Genomic DNA, 21,116 nt, shown 5'->3' with positions numbered 1-21,116 from the left:
GCACTCAGGCAGAAGACAAGTTTGGTATGGAGCAAAGCCAATGATAGCCGCCTATTGTTGCGGCTGTTTCTTCCTGTTTTTCTGCTCCTGCTTTGGCGGCACCGGATCATAGCCGCCTTTAAAGAGAGGATTGCAGCGCAGGATCCGTTTCATCGAAAGAAACCCGCCCCTGATTGCTCCGTATTCAGATACCGCTTGCAGAGCATATGAGGAACAGGTTGGATAGAACCTGCAGCAGGCAGGCTTATAAGGAGAAATGTGCTTTCGATAAAATTGGATGAGCGCCAGCAACAGCTTTTTCATAACGTTCTTTCATCCGCCATCCTTGCGGCGGCCTGCGGCAGCAGCTCGCCGAGCTGCCGTTTCATGACCGGGACGATCCTGGTCGATTTGCTGTACACCGTCTTGACCCGGCAGACAAAGACCACGTCCCAACCGGCCGGGATTTCACCGCACTCCCGCAACGCGGCGCGCACCACGCGGCGCGCACGGTTGCGGCTGACGGCCTTGCCGATCTTCTTCGAGGACACCACCCCGACCCGGGCGATGCCAAGGCGGTTTTTCATGGCATAGGTAACAAGCAGAGCGTGCACTCTGCTTTTCCCCTTTGCATAGATCCGCTTAAAATCCCGATTTTCACTCAGTGTTACGGTCTGCGGCATAGCAAAGCCCCTTATTTGCGCGCCGTTTTCGGCACGCCAGCTTGTCCCACAACGGGACCCCTTTTACTGCGCCATCCGTTTTTTTACGAAAGAACGCAATAAAATGAAAGACCACAATGTCTGTGGTCAGGTCATTAGTAGCTCAGACGGGCTCTTCCCTTTGAACGTCTGCGGGCGAGTACCTTGCGGCCGTTCTTGGTAGCCATTCTCTTGCGGAAGCCATGCTCTTTTTTACGATGGATCTTCTTGGGCTGATACGTTCTAAGCATCCTGTTCCCCTCCCTTCGAGGCAAAACCTTGCAAGGTAATATTATATCCGAACCATTCCCCTCTGTCAAGCCGTTTGCGCGGGATTTTTGGAAAAGTGCTTTAGTATAATAAAGTTTCTACATTATTTATATATATAGCAAATTACCCCGTTGAAAAACTTGAACGCCCGTCCCTTTTATGATAAAATAAAGAGGTTGAAAAACGGTTGACTTTTCTTTTTCCACCGTGATTTCACCCCTTTTTCGCAGTCTTTCCCCAACTTAAATTTTGTTTTTCATCCTTTGGAGGGTCATATTAGAATGGAATCCTTTCACGAAGTTTTCGAGCTGGTCAGCGAATACTGCAAGGGCGAGATCAGCGAGGTTGCCCACAAGGTCTGGATCAAGGACATTGAGCCGCTCAAGCTCGAAGGGTCCACCGCATATCTCGGTGTCAAGACCGATTTCAAAAAGAAAATTCTCGAAGAGCGGTATCTGGGGCTTCTGGCCACCGCCTTTGAAAATGTGCTTGGCTTTGAAGTAAAGGTTGAGATCGTCTGCCAGCCCGATCTTTCTCCCGCCCCCGAGCCGGAGGCGCCCTTCCTGTCCAAGCCCTCCGGGAATGGGGACTATGAGTACACCTTCTCCACCTTCATCATCGGCCCGTCCAACAAATTCGCCCACGCGGCCTCCCTGGCGGTGGCGGCCAACCCGGCGAGCACCTATAATCCCCTGTTCATTTACGGCGCCTCGGGGCTTGGCAAAACCCATCTGCTCTACGCCATCTGCAATGAAATTCAAAAGAATTCCCCCCAGAAAAAAATCATCTACGCCAAGGGTGAGGAATTCACCAACGAGCTGATCAACGCCATCGCCACCCAAACGACCAAGGAGTTCCATGACAAGTACCGGATGGCCGACGTGCTTCTGGTGGACGATATCCAATTTATCGGCGGCAAGGAAAGCACCCAGGAGGAATTCTTCCATACCTTCAATACCCTCTACCAAGCCGGCAAGCAGATCGTCCTGACCTCGGACCGGCCGCCCAAGGAGATCAAAACCCTGGAAGACCGGCTGCGCACCCGCTTTGAATGGGGGCTTTTGGCGGATATCCAGCCGCCCGATTTCGAGACGCGCATCGCCATCATCCGGCGCAAGGCACAACTGCTGGGCTCCACCATGCCGGACGAGGTGGCCGAATACATAGCAAACCGCCTCAAGAACAATATCCGCCAGCTCGAGGGCGCGGTCAAAAAGATCATCGCCTATGAGGAGCTGGCCCATACCCCGCCCTCCATCCTGATCGCCCAGAACGCCATCCGGGACATCCTCAACGACAACCAGCCCATCCCGGTCACCGTCGAGCGGATCATCTCGGAGGTCAGCCGCACCTATTCGGTCTCCGCGCAGGACATCCGCTCCAACAAGCGCTCAGCTCAAATATCCAGTGCAAGGCAGATCGCCATTTACATCGTGCGGGAGATCACTCAGATGTCGATGTCGGCCATCGGGGAGGAATTCGGCGGGCGGGACCACTCCACCATCGTTTACGCCATCCAGCAGGTGGAAAAAAACATGCAGCACGATTCAGTCTATAAGGAAACCATTGAGGACATCATCAAAAACATCCGCAACAATTGAGTTTCCACTATTTTTGTTTTTCACCTTTCCACCATCAGGTTCTTTTGTGAAGAATTTACTGCTCTTTTTTGGTTTTGCCCATTCTTTTCCACAAATTATCCCTCTTTAAAGGCTCTTTTCCACTGCCCTGTCAATTTTTAAAATCTCTTTCAACCTCTAAACAAATTATCCCTTCCCGTTTCAAGATACTCTTATTGCCTCAAAACGGCACATTCAAGCCATTTCAGGGCTCTCATCCACTTTTGCGCGGCCCCTACTATTACTACTAAAATATATTCTTTTCTTTTCTCGCGGTTTTCCCCGCTTCCTTTGCTGTTAAAAACTTCGGTCTCTCTTTGAGGGAACAGAAAGAAGGTAACATATGAAAGTCATCTGCAATAAAGATAAGCTCTGTGACGCGGTCACCAACGTCTCACGGGCGGTATCCTCCAAATCGACCATCCTGGCGCTGGAAGGCATCCTGCTGCAGGCCAAGGGGGATTCCCTCTCCCTGACCGGGTACGACCTGGAGCTTGGGATCACCACCACCATCGATGCCAAGGTCGAGAGCGAGGGTGAAATCATCCTCTCGGCGCGGCTGCTTTCGGACATGATCCGCCGCATGCCCTACGAGGTGATCGAGATCTCCAGCGACGAAAAGCTGTTGACCCAGATCGTCAGCGGCGCGGCCGAATACACCATTTTGGGGCTGGATCCGCAGGAGTTTCCCGAGCTGCCCACCGTCAGCGGCGAGCCGCTGCTTGAAATGGAGGCGGGCGCGCTCAAGTCGATGATCGACCAGACCCTCTTTGCGGTGGCGGTCAGCGACGCCAAGCCGGTTCACAAGGGCTCCCTTTTTGATATCAAGGAGAGCGTGCTCACCGTCGTCTCGGTCGACGGCTACCGCCTTGCCCTGCGCCGGGAGCCGGTCAAGGTCGGGGAGGATGTCAGCTTCGTGGTGCCGGGCAAGACCCTGTCCGAGGTTTCCAAGCTCCTGGGCGATCCGGAAAAGCAGATCTCTCTCACCATTTCCAAAAAGCATATTATCTTCCATATTGAAGGGTATTTTGTCATCTCCCGGCTGCTGGAAGGAGAGTTTCTCGATTATAAGGCGGCCATCCCGGCCGACCAGACCACCGAGATTCTGATTTCCACCAGGGCCTTTATCGACAGCATCGAGCGCATCTCGCTGCTGATCTCGGATAAGCTGCGCTCTCCGCTCAAGGTAAGCTTCCTCGACGAGGTGATTAAATCCTCCTGCTCCACCACCATCGGCAAGGCGCACGATGAAATTGCCTGTAAAAAGACCGGCGACGACGTGGATATGGGTTTTAACAGCAAATATCTGCTGGATGCGCTGCGCGCTTGCAGCAGCGACGAGGTCCTGCTCCAGGTCAACGGCCCGCTCTCCCCGATGAAGGTGGTGCCCAAAGAATCGGACGGCTTCCTCTTCCTGGTGCTGCCGGTCAGGCTGAAGAGCGAATAAAGGAGACCATATGCAAAAAATCAAGGTGCCCATCCGAACCGAATACATTAAAATGGATTCCCTTTTAAAATTTGCCGGGGTGGCGGATACCGGCGGGATGGCCAAGGAAATCATCGAGCAGGGAGAAGTAACCCTTGATGGGGAGACCGTCGTCCAGCGGGGCAAAAAGGTGCGCCCCGGCATGACGGTCCAGGTGGGGCTGGATGTGCTCATCGAGGTCACCTCGGCGTGAGGATCAAGAGGATCGCGCTGCAAAACTTCCGCAACATCGAGCAACTCGAGCTTCGGCCCGGCGAGGGGATCAACCTCATTCACGGCGAGAACGCCCAAGGAAAGACCAATCTGATCGAGGCGGTTTGGCTGTTCAGCGGAATGAAGAGCTTTCGCGGCGCGCGGGAGAGCGAGATGGTCCGCTTCGGACAGGAGAATGCGCGCCTTACGGTCGAGTTTTTCAGCGAAGGGCGCGATCAGAGCGCAAGCCTTACGTTGGGCGGAAAACGGGGCGTATGGGTCAACGAGATCAAACGGGATGCGGTGTCCGACCTGTGCGGTGTCCTGCCTGCGGTGGTATTTTCTCCGGTCCATCTCTCCTTGGTCAAGGACGGACCGTCCGAGCGGCGGCGCTTTCTTGATACGGCGATCGGCCAACTGCTGCCCTCCTATAACAGCGCGCTTTCCTATTATCAAAAGGCTCTGTTTCAGCGTAATGCGCTGCTGCGGGACGTGCAGTACCACAGCGAGCTGCTGGATACCCTGGAAATCTGGGATCAGAACCTGGTGCGCGCAGGCGCGCAGGTCATGCTTTTGCGCCAGCGGTATATCGCGCGGATCGGGCAGGCTGCCAAAGAGGTATACGAGGGGATTTCCAAGGGCCGCGAGGAAATGAACGTTTTCTACCAGTGCTCGGTCGAAGGATACGACCCTGACTGGGACTTGCCGAAGCTGCGCGGGGAGCTTGAAAAGGCTCTGCGCGCGCACCGCGCGGAGGACATTCGCCAGGGGGTCACCTCGGTGGGGATTCACCGGGACGACCTGGCGATCACGTTGGGAGGGCTCAGCGCCCGGCTTTACGGCTCCCAGGGCCAGCAGCGCAGCTGTGTGCTGGCATTAAAATTGGCAGAATGTGGCATAATAGAGGAAAGTATGGGAAAGGTACCGGTCATCCTGCTCGACGATGTGATGAGCGAGCTGGACCACAGCCGCCGGGATTACCTGCTCAATCGGATCGGCGAGCGCCAGGTGTTTATCACCTGCTGCGAGGAGGATATTTTCCATGTCCTGCAAAGCGGGCGCTCTTTCCTGATCGAAAACGGCGCCATCAAAGGCGGGGAGGCATAGCATATGTACCTTCATCTGGGGCAGGAGATTGTGATCCGGCTCTGCGATATCATCGGCATCTTTGACATTGAAAACTCCACCGTCAAAAAATCCTCAAAGGATTTCTTAACCACCGCGCAGCAGCAGGGAAGGGTGGTCAACGTATCCAGCGAGCTGCCCAAATCTTTTGTGGTCTGCCAGGAGGACGAGGAGACGGTTGTGTATATTTCTCAGATTTCAAGCGCGACTCTGCGCAAGCGGACCGGTTTTTTAAAGGACTTTTCCTGTTTCTAAACTGTTAAGACCTTTACCCTGGCTGAATATCAACATCTCGGGAAAGAGATTTTGTATCCTAGAAAAGAGACGGAGGAACGAAACGTGGCGAATACTCCCAACAACGAAGAATACGGCGGCGGACAAATCCAGGTCCTGGAGGGGCTGGAGGCGGTCAGAAAACGCCCGGGCATGTACATCGGCTCGACCGGGCCGAGAGGGCTGCATCACCTGGTCTACGAGGTGGTGGACAACTCGATCGACGAGGCGCTCGCCGGCTACTGTACCCACATCGAGGTGGACATTCTGCCGGGGAACATCATCAAGGTCTCGGATGACGGGCGGGGCATCCCGGTCGGCATCCAGCCGAAGCTCGGCATTCCAGCGGTGACGGTCGTTTTCACCGTGCTGCACGCGGGCGGCAAGTTCGGCGGCGGCGGATACAAGGTATCGGGCGGCCTGCACGGCGTTGGCGCCTCGGTGGTCAACGCCCTGTCCGAGTGGCTGGAGGTCGAGGTCTGCGACGGGAAGCATCGCTACTACCAGCGCTTCGAGCGGGGTAAGGCGGTGGACGACCTGAAAATTGTGGGAGACACCGACAAGACCGGAACCAACGTCGCCTTCAAGGCGGACAGCGAAATCTTCGAGACCACCGACTATGAATTCGACGTGCTCGAGACCCGTCTGCGGGAGCAGGCCTTCTTAAACGCGGGGATCAGGATCACCCTGACCGATCAGCGCCAGAGCGAGCCGGTGCGGGAGAGCATGCAGTACGAGGGCGGTATTAAGAGTTTTGTCGAGCATATTCATAAGCGCCGCAGCCTCGAGGTACTGCACGATGAGGTGATATACTTCGGCGTGGAGAAGGAGGATTGCACCGCCGAGGTGGCGCTGCAATACAACGACAGCTACAATGAAAATATCCTCTCGTTCGCCAACAACATCCACACTCCCGAGGGAGGCACCCATGAGGACGGCTTCAAGCGGTCCCTCACCCGGGTCTTCAACGACTATGCCAGAAAGAACAACATCCTCAAGGAGAAGGACAAGAACCTCTCGGGCGAGGATGTGCGCGAGGGGCTGACCGCCATCATCTCGGTCAAGCTCACGGATGCGCAGTTCGAGGGCCAAACCAAGAGTAAGCTCGGCAACACCGAGATGCGCGGGGTGGTAGACTCGATGGTCTACGACAAGCTCTCCACCTTCTTTGAGGAGAACCCGGCGGTGGCCAGGACCATCCTCGACAAGGCCCTCACCGCCTCGCGGGCGCGCGAGGCCGCCAAGAAGGCGCGCGAGGCGACCCGGCGCAAGTCGGCGCTCGACGGGATGAGCCTGCCGGGGAAGCTCTCCGACTGCTCGGAAAAGAATCCTGAGAGCACCGAGCTTTTCATTGTGGAGGGAGATTCGGCCGGAGGCAGCGCGAAGGAAGGGCGGGACAGCAAGATCCAGGCCATCCTTCCGCTCTGGGGCAAGATGCTCAACGTGGAGCGCGCGCGCATTGACAAGGTCTACGGCAACGACAAGCTCATGCCGGTGGTCACCGCGCTCGGCTGCGGGATCGGGGACGAATTCGATCTCACCAAGCTGCGCTACGGCAAGGTGGTCATCATGGCGGATGCCGATGTCGACGGCTCGCACATCCGCACCCTGCTGCTGACCTTCTTCTTCCGCTACATGCGCCCGCTGATCGAGGGGGGGCACGTCTATATCGCGCAGCCCCCGCTCTATAAGGTTTCGCGCGGCAAGAAAATCCGCTACGCCTTCGACGAGGACCAGCGCGACGAATACGTCAGGGAGCTGTATCCCGACCGGACCGATGCGACCAACGTGCCGATCCAGCGGTACAAGGGCCTTGGTGAAATGAACCCCCAGCAGCTGTGGGAGACCACCATGGATCCCAGCAACCGCACCATGCTCAAGGTGGAGATGGAGGACGCCATGGCGGCCGACGAGATCTTCACCATCCTGATGGGGGACAAGGTGCAGCCCAGGCGCGAATTTATCGAGACCAACGCCAAGTATGTCGTCAATCTCGATATCTGACCCGGACAGGAGGAGGATGCCGGATGGACGATCAAAAGAAGAATCCCGCACCGCAAAACGACTACGCAAACGACGCGCCGCTCCAAAAGCCGAAGAAGCTGCCCTGGACGGGGGACCTGTCTTTACGGTTTCCTCTGGAGGAGGGCCAGCTGATCGGGTGGCTGAACCTGTCCGACCGGCACAACGGCTCCTATAACCGGCATGTCATTTTCATCTGCCTGCTGGTGCTGCTGGCGGTTAACTACGCGTTGACCATCCCGCGCGCGGAGAGCAAGCTCGGCCCGGTGCTGATGACGATTCTCTGCGCGGTGATGATCGGGATGATCGGCTACAACACCGCGACCGGAAACCGGCGCGCCGCGCGGCAGATATTGGCCGACGGGACCGCGTTCGGCTTCACCTTCCAGGAGGAGGGCTTCGTCATCGATTTCCCCAACGAGACCCGGCGGGTGGAGTGGCACGAAAAGGTGACCGTCCACGAATTTGAGGACTTTTATTCCATCCGCTACCGGGACAGCCGGGCCTTTGCGGTGCCCAAGGAGACGCTCAGCGAGGAACAGCAGGTGCAGATCGGCACCCTTCTGCGCGAGCGGCTTGGGAAGGATTACAAGTATTGCGCATAAAGTCAGCCTGCGAAAGGAATGAATCCAGAAAATGAGCAACGAGATAAACGACAACGAGCTCTCCCGCGATCCAATGGAGGAAGAAGGCGGGGATGGCGGGGACGGCGGCACCAAGGTCATTCCCGTAGAAATCCGCAAGGAGATGAAAAAGTCCTTCATCGACTATTCGATGTCGGTCATCACCTCCCGCGCCCTGCCGGATGTGCGCGATGGGCTCAAGCCGGTGCACCGGCGCATCCTCTACACCATGTACGACGAGGGGATCACCCCGGAGAAGGCCTACCGCAAGTCGGCTTACACCGTGGGCGCCGTGCTCGGTAGCTATCACCCTCACGGCGACGCTTCCGTTTACGACGCGCTGGTGCGCCTGGCGCAGACCTTCTCGATGCGCTATCCGCTGGTGGACGGCCAGGGTAACTTCGGCTCGATGGACGGGGACCCGCCGGCTGCCCAGCGTTATACCGAGGCCAAGATGAGCAAGGTCGCGGTGCATATGCTGACCGACATCGAAAAGGATACGGTGGACTTCGTGCCCAACTACGACGACTCGACCACCGAGCCGTCGGTGCTGCCGGCGCGCTTCCCGAACCTGCTGGTCAACGGCTCGGCGGGCATCGCGGTCGGTATGGCCACCAACATCCCGCCCCACAACCTGGGCGAGGTGATCGACGCCACCATCCACCTGATCGACAACCCGGACGCCGAGCTTGCCGAGCTCATGGAGTTCGTCCAGGGCCCGGACTTTCCGACCGGCGGCCAGATCATGGGGCGCAGCGGGATCCGCGCGGCCTATGCGACCGGGCGGGGGAAGATCATCCTGCGCGGCAAGGCCGACATTGAGGAGATGAAAAACGGCAAGCAGCGCATCGTGATCACCGAGACCCCCTATATGGTCACCCGAAATAGGATCGTCACCGCCATCGCCGATCTGGTCAAGGACAAGCGGGTGGAGAACATCACCGCGCTGCGGGACGAGAGCAACCTCAACGGCACCAAGATCGTGGTCGAGCTGCGGCGGGATGCCAACGCACAGGTGATCTTAAACCAGCTCTATACCTTCACCCCGCTGCAGGATACGGTGGGGGTCATCATGCTCGCCCTGGTGGACGGGCAGCCGAGGATCCTGACCCTCAAGGCCATGCTCACCGAGTACTTAAAGCATCAAAAAGAGGTCATCATCCGGCGCACGCGGTTCGACCTCAGGAAGGCGCAGGACCGCGCCCACATCCTCGAAGGCCTCAAGAAGGCGATCGACTTTATCGACGAGGTGATCCGCATCATCCGCGGCGCGCCCGATATCCCCGGCGCCAAGGCCGCGCTGATCGAGCGCTTTGCGTTTTCCGATCTGCAGGCGGCCGCCATCGTGGCGATGCGCGTCGGGCAGCTTTCCGGACTGGAGCGCAAGAAGATCGAGGACGAGCTGGGAAACCTGCAAATCCTGATCCAGGAGTTGACCGAAATCCTTGGGGACGAGGGAAAGGTCTACGACATCATCCGCAAGGAGCTGCTGGAGGTCAAAAACAAATTCAACAATCCCCGCCGCAGCGAGATCCTCGCGATCAGCGGGGAGATGGACATCGAGGACCTCATCCCGGTCGAGGACTGCGTGATCACCCTGACCCACTACGGTTACATCAAGCGCCAGGTGATGGACGTTTACCGCACCCAGCGCCGCGGCGGCCGCGGGGTGTCCGGGATGACGCGGCGGGAGGAGGACTTCGTGGAGGAGCTGTTTATCTGCTCCACCCATGACTATATCATGTTCTTCACCAGCAAGGGCCGGGTCTTCCGCCTCAAGGGCTATGAGATCGCCGAGGGTTCCCGTGCCAGCCGGGGCACCAATATTGTCAATCTCCTCCAGCTCGACGAGGGGGAAAAGGTGTCGGCAATGATCCAGGTGGACGACATCGAGCAGGACAAGTATTTGACTATGGTGACCAAGCGGGGGATCATCAAGCGCACGGCGCTCAGCGCGTTCAAGAACGTGCGCAAGATCGGGCTGATCGCCATCAGCCTGGATGAGGACGACGAGCTGGCTTGGGTGCGCCTGACCGGCGGCGAGGACGAGCTGGTGGTGGCGACCCGCAAGGGAATGGCCATCCGCTTTAATGAAAGCGACGCCCGCCCGCTCGGACGTACCGCGCGCGGCGTAAAGGCCTTAAACCTCGGAGACGAGGACGAGGTCGTGGGGATGGAGCAGGTGCGCGAGGATGCGACGCTGCTGACCATTGCGGAAAACGGGCTCGGGCGGCGCACGCCGATCGAGGATTACCGGCTGCAGAGCCGCGGCGGCAAGGGCATCACCAACTACAAGGCCGAGAAGAAGGAGACCGCGGTCGCGGGGATTAAGATGGTGGACGAGGACGACGATTTGATCCTGATCACCGACGACGGGGTTATCATCCGGGTACCGGTGGAGCAGATCACGGTGCAGTCGCGGTACGGCGGCGGTGTAAAGACGATGCGGATCGGTCCGGACTCCAAGGTGGTCTCCCTGGCGCGCGCCCCGCACGAGGAAGAAGATGAGGGTGGCGAAGAAGAGACTGGCGAGCCGCAGGGCGAAGAACCCGGCGGAGAGCCGCAAAGCCCCCAGGAGGGTGCGGACGGCACAGGCGGCGAGCCGCCGCTCCCGATTCGCGAAACGCCTAACGTACAAGAATAGACATGCTCAGCCCGCGTCCTGAATGCGAGCGGCGAAAAACGAACAAAAAACGCAGCGGGAAATTCCCGCTGCGTTTTTGCGCAGTCCGAATTCTAGGGTTCCAAGGGGTCAATGACCCTTTGGCGGGGCGTGGGGCAGCGCCCCACGGTCTTAAAGCGCAGCGAAGCGCGGGGCGGCGAGCCGCCGCTCCCAATTCGCGTAAGTACTTTTGTGCTCCCGGAAACGCTCAGCCCGCGTTTTCAAAGACTTCTAAGCGCGGGGAGGGGGAATCGAGCCTCCAGTGGCCATGTCCCAAGCAGAGCTTGGGACAGTGGGGAAACTCCAAGAGGGGGTTCCCCTCGTTTCCGGAAAAGATCACTCTGCCGGTGGCAGGTATTCCAATATATCCGAAACTGCGCAGCCAAGGACCCGGCAGAGGCGCGCAAGGATGGCGAGGTCTATCCGTTGAAGGCTTCCCGCTGGAACTATAAAAAAATTTTTCAAAAAACCCTTGACAAAACTAAAATCTAATTGTACTATTGTATTACGCTATTAATACAATAGTACAAAGGAGGCGGACCTATGAATTGGGAACTAAAGTCCGACCGACCCATCTACGTACAGCTTATCGAGCAGATTCAGCTCAGGATCGTGTCGGGCCTGTATCCGGCAGGGTCGCGATTGCCGGCCGTGCGGGATATGGCGGCCGAGGCGTCGGTCAACCCGAACACCATGCAGAAATCATTGGCAGAGCTGGAGCGCAGCGGCTTGGTTTACACCCAGCGCACCAGCGGAAGATTCGTTACGGAGGACAGGGCTATGATACAATCTGTAAAAGAGTTGCTGGCTAGGGATCAGCTCAAGGAGTTTTTCATCAAGATGGGCCAGATCGGCTTCACGAGGGAGGAAACCATCACCCTGGTGGAGCAGGCGAGGGAAGGAGAGGATAGACATGACACCGATCTTGCAGTGTAAGGTACTCGGCAAACGCTACGGCGCGAAGGAAGCGCTTTCCTCGGTGGACCTTCAGCTCGGGCGGGGGCGGATCGTCGGCCTGCTCGGGCCGAACGGAAGCGGCAAAACAACCATGATCAAGCTCGCCAGCGGGATCTTGACCCCGACGAGCGGCGAAATTTTAATCGATGGGAAGGCCCCGGGCATCGAAAGCAAAAGCCTGGTCAGCTACCTGCCCGAACGCACCTATCTGGCTGATTGGATGCGGGTGAGCGACCTGCTGGGCTTCTTCGGGGATTTTTATCAGAACTTTAATCAGGAAAAGGCCAAGGAGATGCTCGAAAGGCTGGATATCAATCCCAACGACCGGCTCAAGACCATGAGCAAGGGCACCAAGGAAAAGGTCCAGCTCATCCTGGTGATGAGCCGGGAAGCCGGACTCTACCTGCTCGACGAGCCGATCGGCGGCGTGGACCCGGCGGCGCGGGACTACATCCTCAACACCATCATCACCAACTACAGCGAGAACGCCACGGTGATCATCTCCACCCACCTGATCGCGGACGTGGAGCGGGTGCTGGACGATGTGATCTTTATTGCAAGCGGCAAGATCGTGATGACCTCGTCGGTGGATGAGATCCGCGAGGAGCAGGGCAAGAGCGTCGACGAGCTCTTCCGGGAGGTGTTCAAATGTTAGGCAAGCTGCTAAAATATGAAACCAAGGCCACGGCGCGCATCTTCCTGCCGCTCTACGGCGCGCTGGTGCTGCTGGCGGTCATCAACCGCTTTTTCATGGCCATCCGCCCGGAGGGCCACTCCAACCTGGCTTTCAGCATGACGTTGGGAACCACGGCGACCGTCTATGGAATTTTGATCTTCGCGATCTTCATCCTGACCTTCTTCGTAATGATCCAGCGCTTCTATAAAAATTTGCTGGGGGACGAGGGGTATCTGATGTTTACCCTGCCGGTGCAGCCCTGGAAGCACATCGTCTCCAAGATGGTCGTATCCGCCCTCTGGATGGTCGCGAGCGTGATCGTGACGATGATCACCGTCTTCATCATGGCGCTGGATTGGGAGGACCTGCGGATGTTCGCCGAAATTCCCCGGGCGCTGGCCGTGCTTTATCAGCAGATGGGGGTACACGGCTACCTGTACATCCTGGAGTTCTGCACCCTGTGCGCGGCGGGGCTCGCGATGGGAATCCTCAACATCTACTTTTCGATCAGCGTGGGCCAGCTCTTTAACAAGCACCGGGTGCTGGCGGCCTTCGGGGCGTTCATCGCCACCGACATCGTGACCAACATCATCACCACCATCGGCATCTGGCTGATCGGGCACGTTCTGGACGGGATGCCCATCCAGGTCGGGATGATCGGATCTGCCCACCTGATCATGTGTACGCTGATCCTTTACTGCCTCTTCTACGGCGCGGCCTATTTTGTCGGGACCAATTACATCCTCTCCCGCAGGCTGAACCTGGAATAGGCCCTTAAATCTGATTGCTTCTAAAACCCATAAACCAAACCGGAAAGGGGCGCCGCGAATTTTCGCGGCGCCCCTTTCTATGTATTATTTTTAGTTGATCTTCTCGCCGTGGCCGAAGGCCCCGGAGACGAAGCAGTTGCGGATGGCGATCAGGTTGCCCACGCTCATCGAATATTCGATGAGGGATTCCTCGTAGTCGAGACGGTCGGCCTCGGTGGTGTACTTCTGGGGCTCGCCCTTGACCATCGCCTCGAAGATGCGCTGGCCGTCGAAGTAGGTGGTCATAAACCCGGTCAGGAAGCTGTCGCCCGCGCCCATGGTGTCGGTGACCTTACCCTCGAGGTTATAGGGGGGCTTGATGAAGAACTTGTGGCCGTTGTAGATAAAGGCGCCCCGCTTGCCGATGGTGCACATCGCCAGGCGGCAGCCGAGCTCGTCGACACACTTTTTGAGATAGCCCTTGATTTCCTCGTCCGGGAGCTTCTTGCCCGAGAAGAACGCGACGTCGATGTTCGGGCAGACGCGCTCGAAGTCCTTTTCCTCCCAACCGTCCGAGAAGTCGTAGACGATGGGCACGCCGGTGGACTTGATCTTGCAAAGTTGGTCCTCGATGAAGCTGTAGCAGCTGGAATGCACCACGTCGAAGCCCTTGATGTATTCAAGCATTTCATCGGTGATCTGCAGGGGGTTCGACTTGCAGAGCCCCAGGTCGTTGTCGTCCCCGATCACCCGGTCGCCCTCAACCAGGTTGGTGCTGCAGCGACCGGTCTCGCCGTGCATGGTCGGGCACATCGAGAAATCGACGCCCATGTCGGTCAGGGCGCGGCGCAGCACGTCGGCCTGGCGGTCGTCGGCCAGGACGCCCAGATAAGCCGACTGGTGGCCCAGCTGGCGGCTGAAAGCGGCGATGTTCACGCAGTTACCGCCGGGATACATGGTGTTCTGATGGATGTAGCAATCCACTACGTTGTCGCCAACGCCGATTACCTTTATCATGGGAGACCCCCTGCCGCTGCCGCTGCGGCGTTGTTTGCGCCGGACCGTCATGCGGCTGTATTTTAACGATCCTACTACCCTCTATTCTACCCGGTAGCGGGGAATTTTTCAAGTCCCCGCCTCCCTACTCAGCAGCTCGGCCAACCGCGGGGGAAGGGAATGCCGCCCGCCTGGCCGCCACATCCCGGAGCCCGCGGCCGCCGGGGGCCAGGCCTCCTCGGGAAGGAGCAGAAGCGCCGCGAAGAGGTCGGCCTCCCGCTCGTACCGCCCGGGCACGCAGCAGGTGCACTCGCGCAGGAAATAGGAGTTGTGGCGCGGATGCAGGCGCAGATGCCCCAGCTCGTGCGCGCAGGTGGCCTCCAGCTCTTCCTCCAGCCGTTCGTTGAGAAAGATCTGCGCCTCTTCCCCATAGCGCAGCGAGAAGCCCGCCACCCGCCCGGGCAGGGGGTAGCAAATTACCCGCACGCCCAGTGCATCGCAGAGCTCGAAGGGGTCGCGGGTGCCATATTCGTTTACCAAGGAGCGCACCTCGTCCTTGATCCAGTCGCCGATCATGCTGTCACTTCCTGTTGTCGTCCTTTCGTTTTTCCCGCCGCCGCTCAAAGGCAAGCCTTGCCCCGAAGCGGATCGCCTGGGTAATCTCCTCGATGTCCCCCTCGTCCAGCGTTTCGCCGCAGAACATCAGGGTGTCCGCGCCCCGCAGCTCGTCGTGCAGGCGGGAGAGGATGTCGTCCAGCTCGTGCAGCGGCCCGTAGTCCTTTCCCAGGAAATAATCCGCGCTCACCCCCAGAAGTTGGCAGAGCTGCGCCAGCCGCTCGGGGGTGGGGCGGCGCCGGTCCTGCTCATACATCCCCACAGCGCTGGGGCTCACCCCCAGCCGCGCGGCCAGTTCGGCCTGGGACAGCCCCTCGCGCCTGCGCAGGACCTTCAGTTTTTCTCCCAGCGTCAAGCCGGACACCTCCTTGGACCAATGATCTCTTTGTGAATATGATAACACAAATTGTGTGAAATAACAACTATATTTGGTAATTATTCCTTGACAACACACAATACGTGTGATATAATCATAATTGCAGGAGATGATCCTGCTTTTTCATTCCATTATATAGAACATACGTTCTTTTGTCAAGAGGAGGGGTTTGTCAAGATCAATCAGAAGAAAAACAGCAAACCGGGCAGCGCCGCCTATCCGCCCGCGCGGGAGCTGCCACACGTTTTGGGCGGAGAAAAGGAGGGGCAAATGGAACGGTTGGCGGATGAATACCGCCTGGGCGCGGACCGGCTCTCCGAGCGGCTGGTCCTCCTGCGCCGGGAGCTGCGCACCGCGCGGGGAGAGACGGCCTTCCTGCTCGAGCGCAGGATCGAAACCATGCGCCGGGAGCTGGGGGACCTGCGCAGGATCGGAGGGTACCTGGCGGGCTATTACCGGCAGGCGGACGGCAGCGGCAGGCGGGAGGTGTAGGCATGCCGCTCAATCTTTGGAGCAAAAAGCAGATCAAGGTGGACAACTTCGACCTGTTTTCCCTGCGCCGCTTTAACCAGGAGGGGGAGGACAACCGCGCGGCGCGCCAGAAGTATAAAACCCTGCTTTCTCTGATCCTGCGCGACTATGTCACCGAGCGGCAGCGGCAGGTGGTGCTCTGCTATTACCTGGACGGGATGAAGGTCAAGGAGATCGCCAGGATGCTGGGGGTCAGTCCCCCCAGTGTCTCCCGCACCCTGGCGCGGGCGCGGGGCAAGATGCAGCAGGTGGCGAAGGGGCTGATGGATTCGGGAATTCTTAACTGAAAACAGGCGCATCGGTGGAAAACGGGGAGCGGCGAAGCCGCTCCCCGTTTTAATGTTACCGTAATTCGTTACCGCACCCGGCAGCCGGAATAGTAATGCCGCAGGATGTCGCGGTAGCTGTCACCGTCCTCGGCCATCTCCTGCGCGCCCATCTGGCTCATGCCCACGCCGTGACCGTTGCCGTAGCAGGTGAACTCGAACACCTTGTCCGAGCTGTCGTAATACACCTCGAAGGCGGTGGACGGGATCTTCATGCTCAGCAGGGTTTCACGCACCCAACGCCCGGTCTTCTTCTTTCCGCAGACCTTGAGGGTGTCGACGTAGAGGTCGTTGTCGCACATCTTGAAATCGTCGAACCACTCGTCCTCGTCGTCCATCTTCTTGGTGCTGATCCCCTGCTTGTCCAACAGCTCCCTCATGGTGGTGCGCTTGATCCGCACGATCTTCTCGGGCACGTCCTCGTCGCTGTCCACGCTCTTGAGGTATTCCACCTCCGAGCCCCAGACGTCCTCGGCGTTGTTGGTCGCCCCCGCCGAGGAGGCGAAGTAGACCGCGTTGATCGGCTTGCCGTCGTAGAGGATCTGCTCCCCGATGACCTCCTCGACCGCATTCTTGATCTTGGAGGGGATGCTGGCGTTCTTGTCCAGCGTCACCGACGCTTTCTGCCCGCGGGAGCCGTAGTAGTTGATGTAGGTGAAGGCCGCGACCGCCTGGGCCTTGAGCGCCTCGGTGTCGAAGCTCTTGCCCATCTCGGCCAGGACGATCCGCCCGATCACCTCTTCGGCCGGGGCCTTGTAGTCCTTGCCGTTCACCTGCACGGTGATGTCGTCGTCCGCATCGTAGGTGTAGACGTCGAAATCGTCCCACCACTTGTCTTCATCGTCATCCTCATCATCCTCGTTGTCGTCCCACCAGTTGTCCTCGTCCTCGTCGTCCTCATCCTCCGACGACGAGCTCTTGCCGGCGCTGGTGCCCTTCACGTTGAGACGCGGGGTCACGCCGCTGCTGCTGGATTCGTCCTCATCATCCTTGGAGGAGGACGAATTGCTGAGCTTAAGGTCGGGGGTCGAGGAACTCTGTGCCTTGGACGAACTGCTGGCCTTGGAGGAGCTGCTCACCGCCGAGGAGGAGCTCTGTGCCTTGGAGGAACTGCTCACCGCCGAGGAGGAGCTTTCTGCCTTGGAGGAGCTGCTGGCGGCCGAGGAGGAGCTCTCTTCCTTGGAGGAACTCGACTCCTCCTTGGAGGAGCTGGATTCCTCCTCCTCATCCTTGGACGAGGAGCTCGGGTCCTGCGCGGCCACCGGCCCGGCGGGCCCGGCCGCGCCGCCCTCGGTGCCGCTGATCACCCCGCCGCTGGTGGGGGTGGTGCGGGATTTGCTGTTCGAGGGAGCCCAGGCGCCCATCCCCTCATATTTGGCGGGCTTCTGGCTCTTGGTGACTTCGTAGTACACGTCGGGCATCAACGGCTCGGGATTGACCTCGATCTTGGAGGTGTCCACCTCGCTGTCCTCGTCGTCGCGCACCTTGCGTCCGACCACCACGAAGCGGGCCTCCCAGAATTCGTAGGAACAGGTGGAAAGGGTCAAGAGCTTGTCGCCCTCTTCAATATCCACCCCGGTGTTGATCATCGAGCGCATTTGGATCTGGTCGACGAAGTCCATGAATTCCTCGTCGCTCGCCGCGTTGACGAACTGCTCATAGCGGAATTTCGGCCCGTGGTCCTGCTCGGTGCTGGCCAGGAAGACCGCCGCCACCTTATAATCGGCGTTTTCGTAAACGTTGTCGAAGTGGATGATGGGATGCTCCTTGAGGTACTCCACATCCTTATAGCCCAGCAGCTCGCCGAACATCTGGCCGTCCTTCATGTTGTGGCCGTAGATGATCGCGTTGTCGCTCTGCGGATCGAGCTCGACCTCATAGTCGAGGAAGGGCACGCCGTGCTGGTTGTCCTTGCGCTCGAAGTCGCGGCGCAGGTAATAGTCGTTGTCGGCGGCCTGGACCACCGGGTAGTTGACCTGGGTGCCGTCGATCGAAAGCCATCCTTTAAAATCGCGGTTCTGCTCCCAGTAGGCGGCGAATTTCGGCTGGTACTCCTCGGGATAGCCGTCCACGTCGCCGGGGTCCTTGCCGCTGTCGATCAGGTCGGCCAGGGACTGGTAGAGGCTCTTGGTGGCAAAGCGCTCGTAGTAGTAGCTGCCGATATAGATGCTCGAGCCCACGAACACTCCCAAAAAGACGATCACGAGCAGCTTGCGGATCACGTCGAAGGCGCCGTCCCCCTTGCAGGGGAGGATGACATGGTACCAGCGGCGCCGTCCCGGTCCTGCCGCCTTTCTGGCGCCCTTGGCGCGCCGCCCCGCCTCGGGGATGACGGCCGCGGCGGCTCCTGCCGCCTCGTCGCAGAGCTCGGCCTTGCCCTTGAGCGCCGCGCCCAGCGGGACCGCCCCGGGATAGGGCTCGGGGTCGTAGTCGAGGATCAGGCGCACCAGGTTGAGCGCGTGCATGGCCGCCTGCTCCTGCAGCTCGGCCGGGCTGCGCTCAGGCGAAAGGCTCAGCTTGCGCACTACCACGCTGTCCTTGTTGCAGACCGCGATGTAGACGAGCCCGACCGGGCGCTCCCCATCGGCCTGCGGGCCCATCACCCCGGTGACCGCCACGCCGATGTCGGCGCTGCCCGCGTCCATCGCGCCGCAGGCCATATGTACCGCCACCTGGTCGCTGACCGCGCCGAACTTCTTGATCAGCTTTTCCGGGACTTTAAGCACCTCGTGCTTGACCCGGTTGGCATAGGCCGAAACGCCGAACTCGAAGACCGCGCCGGCACCCGGCACCATATTCAGCTTCTGGGTCAGCGGCGTGCCCGAGCAGGCCTCGGCCACCGCAATGTGAAGCCCCTTCTGCTTTAAGTGGGTGACGACCGCCTGCTGCAGAGAGGAGATGTCGATCCCGTAGACATAGTCGCCCAGACGGTTCACGACCTCCTTGAGCAGCGGGGTGCACATGTTGGCCGCCTGGGCCTTGGTATTGGCCCGCGCCGAAACGTGCACCAGCACCTCGCCGCAGCACTGGTAAACCACCGCCACGGGATTGCGGCTGCCCATCAGGTCGCCGAGCATCTGCTCCACCTGGTGGTCGGGCAGCCCGAAGATGCGCGCCGTGCGGCTGACCACCACCGCCTGGGTGAAGCCCGCGAGATAGGCGTAGACGTAGTCGAGAAACATCGGGACGATCTCGTCCGGAGGTCCGGGCAGCATGATGATACACTGGTCCCCCGCCGAGATGGCGCACCCTGGCGCCAGGCCGGTGTTGTTGGGGAAGACAACGCTCCCCTGGGGCAGATTGGCCTGCTCCTGCGCCTCGGGCGGCATGGGACACCCCGCCGCCTCGTAGTAGGCGCGCACCCGCGCGAAGGATTCCGGGTGCAGCTCGAGCGGGATCCCCAGCCCCTTACAGATGGTTTTCTTGGTAAAATCGGTGGGCTCCATACCGAGCCCGCCGGTCGTGATGATCACGTCGCTGCGCCGCAGCGCCTCGGCCATCGCCTGCTGCAGCCCCTGCTTGCTCGCGCCAACCGCGCTTTGATAACGCACCTCGATCCCGAGCAGCGAGAGCTCCCGGGACAGCATCTGCGAATCCGCGTTGACGATGTCGCGCAGCATGGGGCCTGTGCCCACACCGATAATTTCAGCGATCATTGCGCCATGCACCTCCTCGTGAATGTGGAGTAACTTCCCTTAAACTTTTTTATCTATCTGTCTGTGCCATGGTGTCTTATAGTTCCCGTATCCAGACCGTTTCGGTGGCGGCGAAGGCCTCCTCGACGAGCGCCCCGCCCTGCAGCGCCTGCTCGGCCTGCTCGACCATCTCCAGCTTCGGCCTCGTGCGCGGATGCCGCGGGGTGAAGACGGTGCAGCAGTCCTCGTACGGCAAAATCGAGGTCTCGAAGGTGTCGATTTTGCGGGCGATGGCGACGATCTCGTTTTTGTCCATCCCGATGACCGGCCGGAAGATGGGCAGGTCGGTCACGGCGCCGGTGCAGGCCATGGCGAGCATGGTCTGGCTGGCCACCTGCCCCAGGCTCTCGCCGGTGACCAGGGCCGAGAGGCCGCCCTCCTTGGCGATCCGGTCGGACAGGCGCATCATATACCGGCGCATGATGATGGTGAACAGGTCCTCGGGGCAGTTTTTGCGGATCTCCTCCTGGATTTTGGTGAAGGGCACCACATAGCACTTGATCCGCCCGCAGTAGGGCACCAGCTTTTGCAGCAGGGCCATCACCTTTTCCCGGGCCCGCTCGCTGGTGTAGGGCGGGCTTTCAAAGTGGATGGCCGAAAGCTCCAAGCCCCGCTTGGCCATCATGTAGCCAGCGACCGGGGAATCGATCCCGCCCGAGATGAGCAGCCCGGCACGCCCCGAGCTCCCGACCGGGATCCCTCCCGCCCCCGGCAGCTGTCCGGCGTGCAGGTAGGCCCCCCGCTCGCGGATTTCCGCGATCACCACCACGTCGGGGTTCTGCACATCCACCCGAAGATGCGGGAAGCTCTCCAGCAGAAAGCCGCCCAGCTCCCGGCAGATTTCAGGCGAGCGCATGGGGAAGCTTTTGTCCGAGCGCTTGGCCTCGACCTTGAAGGTCTTGACCGCGCGCAGGGCGGGGGCCAGATACTCCCGCGCCGCTTCGCAGATGGCTCCGTAGTCCTTTTCGACGACGCAGGCGCGGCAGTAGGCCGCCACGCCGAACACCCTGCCCGCTACCTCGAAGGCCTCGTCCATGTCGATCCCGTCGTCCTCGGGGGTGACGTAGATGGTGGACTGGGCCTTGAAATAGGAAAAGGGCCCGAGCGCGCGCAGCCGCCGCTTGGCGTTTTTGATCAGCAGGTCCTCGAACGAGGACCGGTTCTGTCCCTTGAGGGCGATCTCGCCCTCCTTGAGCAGCAATATTTCTTTCAAAGGGGTTCCTCCTGCCCGGTTGATTTCATA

At 59.5% G+C, this 21,116-nt stretch carries 22 protein-coding genes; 13 read left to right on the top strand and 9 right to left on the bottom strand.

Annotated elements, in window-relative coordinates:
- Nucleotides 1-51: 51 nt before the first annotated feature.
- From yidD to rpmH, 3 genes are all read right to left on the bottom strand, one after another.
- Nucleotides 52-303 (bottom strand): membrane protein insertion efficiency factor YidD, encoded by a 252-nt coding sequence (yidD, locus tag EDD78_RS00900; protein ID WP_079700300.1) that lies wholly within the window; start codon nucleotides 301-303, stop codon nucleotides 52-54.
- Nucleotides 300-662 (bottom strand): ribonuclease P protein component, encoded by a 363-nt coding sequence (gene rnpA, locus EDD78_RS00895; protein ID WP_079700299.1) that lies wholly within the window; start codon nucleotides 660-662, stop codon nucleotides 300-302. The genes yidD and rnpA overlap by 4 nt, the downstream gene beginning before the upstream one ends.
- 134 nt (nucleotides 663-796) lie before the next feature.
- Nucleotides 797-931: a 50S ribosomal protein L34 gene (gene rpmH / locus EDD78_RS00890; RefSeq protein WP_079700298.1), complete on the bottom strand. Its 135-nt coding sequence runs from the start codon at nucleotides 929-931 to the stop codon at nucleotides 797-799.
- 300 nt (nucleotides 932-1,231) lie between these two features.
- Between rpmH and dnaA the strand changes: the two genes are divergently transcribed.
- The 8 genes from dnaA to gyrA all read left to right on the top strand — a co-directional run bounded on the left by dnaA (nucleotide 1,232) and on the right by gyrA (nucleotide 10,934).
- A complete protein-coding gene (gene dnaA / locus EDD78_RS00885) occupies nucleotides 1,232-2,551 on the top strand; it encodes a chromosomal replication initiator protein DnaA (protein ID WP_079700297.1) in 1,320 nt (439 codons plus the stop codon).
- 361 nt (nucleotides 2,552-2,912) lie between these two features.
- On the top strand, nucleotides 2,913-4,016 hold the full coding sequence (gene dnaN / locus EDD78_RS00880; protein ID WP_079700296.1) for a DNA polymerase III subunit beta: 1,104 nt from the start codon (nucleotides 2,913-2,915) through the stop codon (nucleotides 4,014-4,016).
- Between the two features lie 10 nt (nucleotides 4,017-4,026).
- A complete protein-coding gene (locus EDD78_RS00875; RefSeq protein ID WP_132083501.1) occupies nucleotides 4,027-4,248 on the top strand; it encodes an RNA-binding S4 domain-containing protein in 222 nt (73 codons plus the stop codon).
- Nucleotides 4,245-5,354: a DNA replication/repair protein RecF gene (gene recF, locus EDD78_RS00870; RefSeq protein ID WP_132083499.1), complete on the top strand. Its 1,110-nt coding sequence runs from the start codon at nucleotides 4,245-4,247 to the stop codon at nucleotides 5,352-5,354. The genes EDD78_RS00875 and recF overlap by 4 nt, the downstream gene beginning before the upstream one ends.
- A 3-nt stretch (nucleotides 5,355-5,357) precedes the next feature.
- Complete coding sequence (gene remB / locus EDD78_RS00865) at nucleotides 5,358-5,627, top strand: extracellular matrix regulator RemB (protein ID WP_079700293.1); 270 nt, start codon at nucleotides 5,358-5,360, stop codon at nucleotides 5,625-5,627.
- A gap of 84 nt (nucleotides 5,628-5,711) precedes the next feature.
- Entirely contained in the window at nucleotides 5,712-7,649 is a 1,938-nt protein-coding gene (gyrB, locus tag EDD78_RS00860; RefSeq protein ID WP_117507676.1) for a DNA topoisomerase (ATP-hydrolyzing) subunit B, read from the top strand.
- 23 nt (nucleotides 7,650-7,672) lie between these two features.
- A complete protein-coding gene (locus EDD78_RS00855; protein ID WP_079700291.1) occupies nucleotides 7,673-8,272 on the top strand; it encodes a YcxB family protein in 600 nt (199 codons plus the stop codon).
- A gap of 73 nt (nucleotides 8,273-8,345) precedes the next feature.
- Nucleotides 8,346-10,934: a DNA gyrase subunit A gene (gene gyrA, locus EDD78_RS00850; RefSeq protein ID WP_286170673.1), complete on the top strand. Its 2,589-nt coding sequence runs from the start codon at nucleotides 8,346-8,348 to the stop codon at nucleotides 10,932-10,934.
- 354 nt (nucleotides 10,935-11,288) lie between these two features.
- On the opposite strand, the gene EDD78_RS14240 is transcribed toward gyrA, so the two are convergent.
- Nucleotides 11,289-11,417 carry a helix-turn-helix domain-containing protein gene (locus EDD78_RS14240; protein WP_159449072.1) on the bottom strand — a complete coding sequence of 43 codons (129 nt, stop codon included), beginning with the start codon at nucleotides 11,415-11,417 and terminating at the stop codon, nucleotides 11,289-11,291.
- A gap of 78 nt (nucleotides 11,418-11,495) precedes the next feature.
- Here EDD78_RS14240 and EDD78_RS00840 point away from each other — a divergent pair, with 78 nt between their 5' ends.
- The 3 genes from EDD78_RS00840 to EDD78_RS00830 are packed head-to-tail and all read left to right on the top strand — an operon-like array spanning nucleotide 11,496 to nucleotide 13,355.
- On the top strand, nucleotides 11,496-11,888 hold the full coding sequence (locus EDD78_RS00840) for a GntR family transcriptional regulator (RefSeq protein ID WP_079700289.1): 393 nt from the start codon (nucleotides 11,496-11,498) through the stop codon (nucleotides 11,886-11,888).
- On the top strand, nucleotides 11,866-12,564 hold the full coding sequence (locus EDD78_RS00835; RefSeq protein WP_079700288.1) for an ABC transporter ATP-binding protein: 699 nt from the start codon (nucleotides 11,866-11,868) through the stop codon (nucleotides 12,562-12,564). Before EDD78_RS00840 ends, EDD78_RS00835 begins: the two co-directional genes overlap by 23 nt.
- Nucleotides 12,558-13,355 carry a hypothetical protein gene (locus EDD78_RS00830; RefSeq protein ID WP_079700287.1) on the top strand — a complete coding sequence of 266 codons (798 nt, stop codon included), beginning with the start codon at nucleotides 12,558-12,560 and terminating at the stop codon, nucleotides 13,353-13,355. The genes EDD78_RS00835 and EDD78_RS00830 overlap by 7 nt, the downstream gene beginning before the upstream one ends.
- A gap of 90 nt (nucleotides 13,356-13,445) precedes the next feature.
- On the opposite strand, the gene EDD78_RS00825 is transcribed toward EDD78_RS00830, so the two are convergent.
- The 3 genes from EDD78_RS00825 to EDD78_RS00815 form a co-directional block, all read right to left on the bottom strand.
- Nucleotides 13,446-14,351, bottom strand: coding sequence for a PfkB family carbohydrate kinase (locus tag EDD78_RS00825; RefSeq protein ID WP_165873052.1), 906 nt, complete (start codon nucleotides 14,349-14,351; stop codon nucleotides 13,446-13,448).
- A gap of 108 nt (nucleotides 14,352-14,459) precedes the next feature.
- Nucleotides 14,460-14,906: an ImmA/IrrE family metallo-endopeptidase gene (locus tag EDD78_RS00820; protein ID WP_079700285.1), complete on the bottom strand. Its 447-nt coding sequence runs from the start codon at nucleotides 14,904-14,906 to the stop codon at nucleotides 14,460-14,462.
- A 4-nt stretch (nucleotides 14,907-14,910) separates the two neighbouring features.
- On the bottom strand, nucleotides 14,911-15,300 hold the full coding sequence (locus tag EDD78_RS00815) for a helix-turn-helix domain-containing protein (protein WP_159449070.1): 390 nt from the start codon (nucleotides 15,298-15,300) through the stop codon (nucleotides 14,911-14,913).
- Between the two features lie 291 nt (nucleotides 15,301-15,591).
- On the opposite strand from EDD78_RS00815, the gene EDD78_RS00810 reads away from it, so the two are divergent.
- Both EDD78_RS00810 and EDD78_RS00805 read left to right on the top strand, forming a co-directional pair.
- Complete coding sequence (locus tag EDD78_RS00810) at nucleotides 15,592-15,813, top strand: hypothetical protein (RefSeq protein WP_079700283.1); 222 nt, start codon at nucleotides 15,592-15,594, stop codon at nucleotides 15,811-15,813.
- Between the two features lie 2 nt (nucleotides 15,814-15,815).
- A complete protein-coding gene (locus EDD78_RS00805) occupies nucleotides 15,816-16,139 on the top strand; it encodes a sigma-70 family RNA polymerase sigma factor (RefSeq protein ID WP_079700282.1) in 324 nt (107 codons plus the stop codon).
- Nucleotides 16,140-16,207: 68 nt separating this feature from the next.
- On the opposite strand, the gene srtB is transcribed toward EDD78_RS00805, so the two are convergent.
- On the bottom strand, nucleotides 16,208-19,834 hold the full coding sequence (gene srtB / locus EDD78_RS00800) for a class B sortase (RefSeq protein ID WP_132083495.1): 3,627 nt from the start codon (nucleotides 19,832-19,834) through the stop codon (nucleotides 16,208-16,210).
- Nucleotides 19,835-19,910: 76 nt separating this feature from the next.
- On the bottom strand, nucleotides 19,911-21,086 hold the full coding sequence (gene thiI / locus EDD78_RS00795) for a tRNA uracil 4-sulfurtransferase ThiI (protein WP_079700280.1): 1,176 nt from the start codon (nucleotides 21,084-21,086) through the stop codon (nucleotides 19,911-19,913).
- Between the last annotated feature and the right edge of the window lie 30 nt (nucleotides 21,087-21,116).

It is taken from the genome of Harryflintia acetispora (assembly GCA_004340125.1).
Taxonomy (GTDB): Bacteria; Bacillota; Clostridia; order Oscillospirales; family Ruminococcaceae; genus Harryflintia; species Harryflintia acetispora.
The sequence above is the reverse complement of the archived record's forward strand: the minus strand, read 5'-3'. Positions and strand labels throughout refer to the sequence as shown.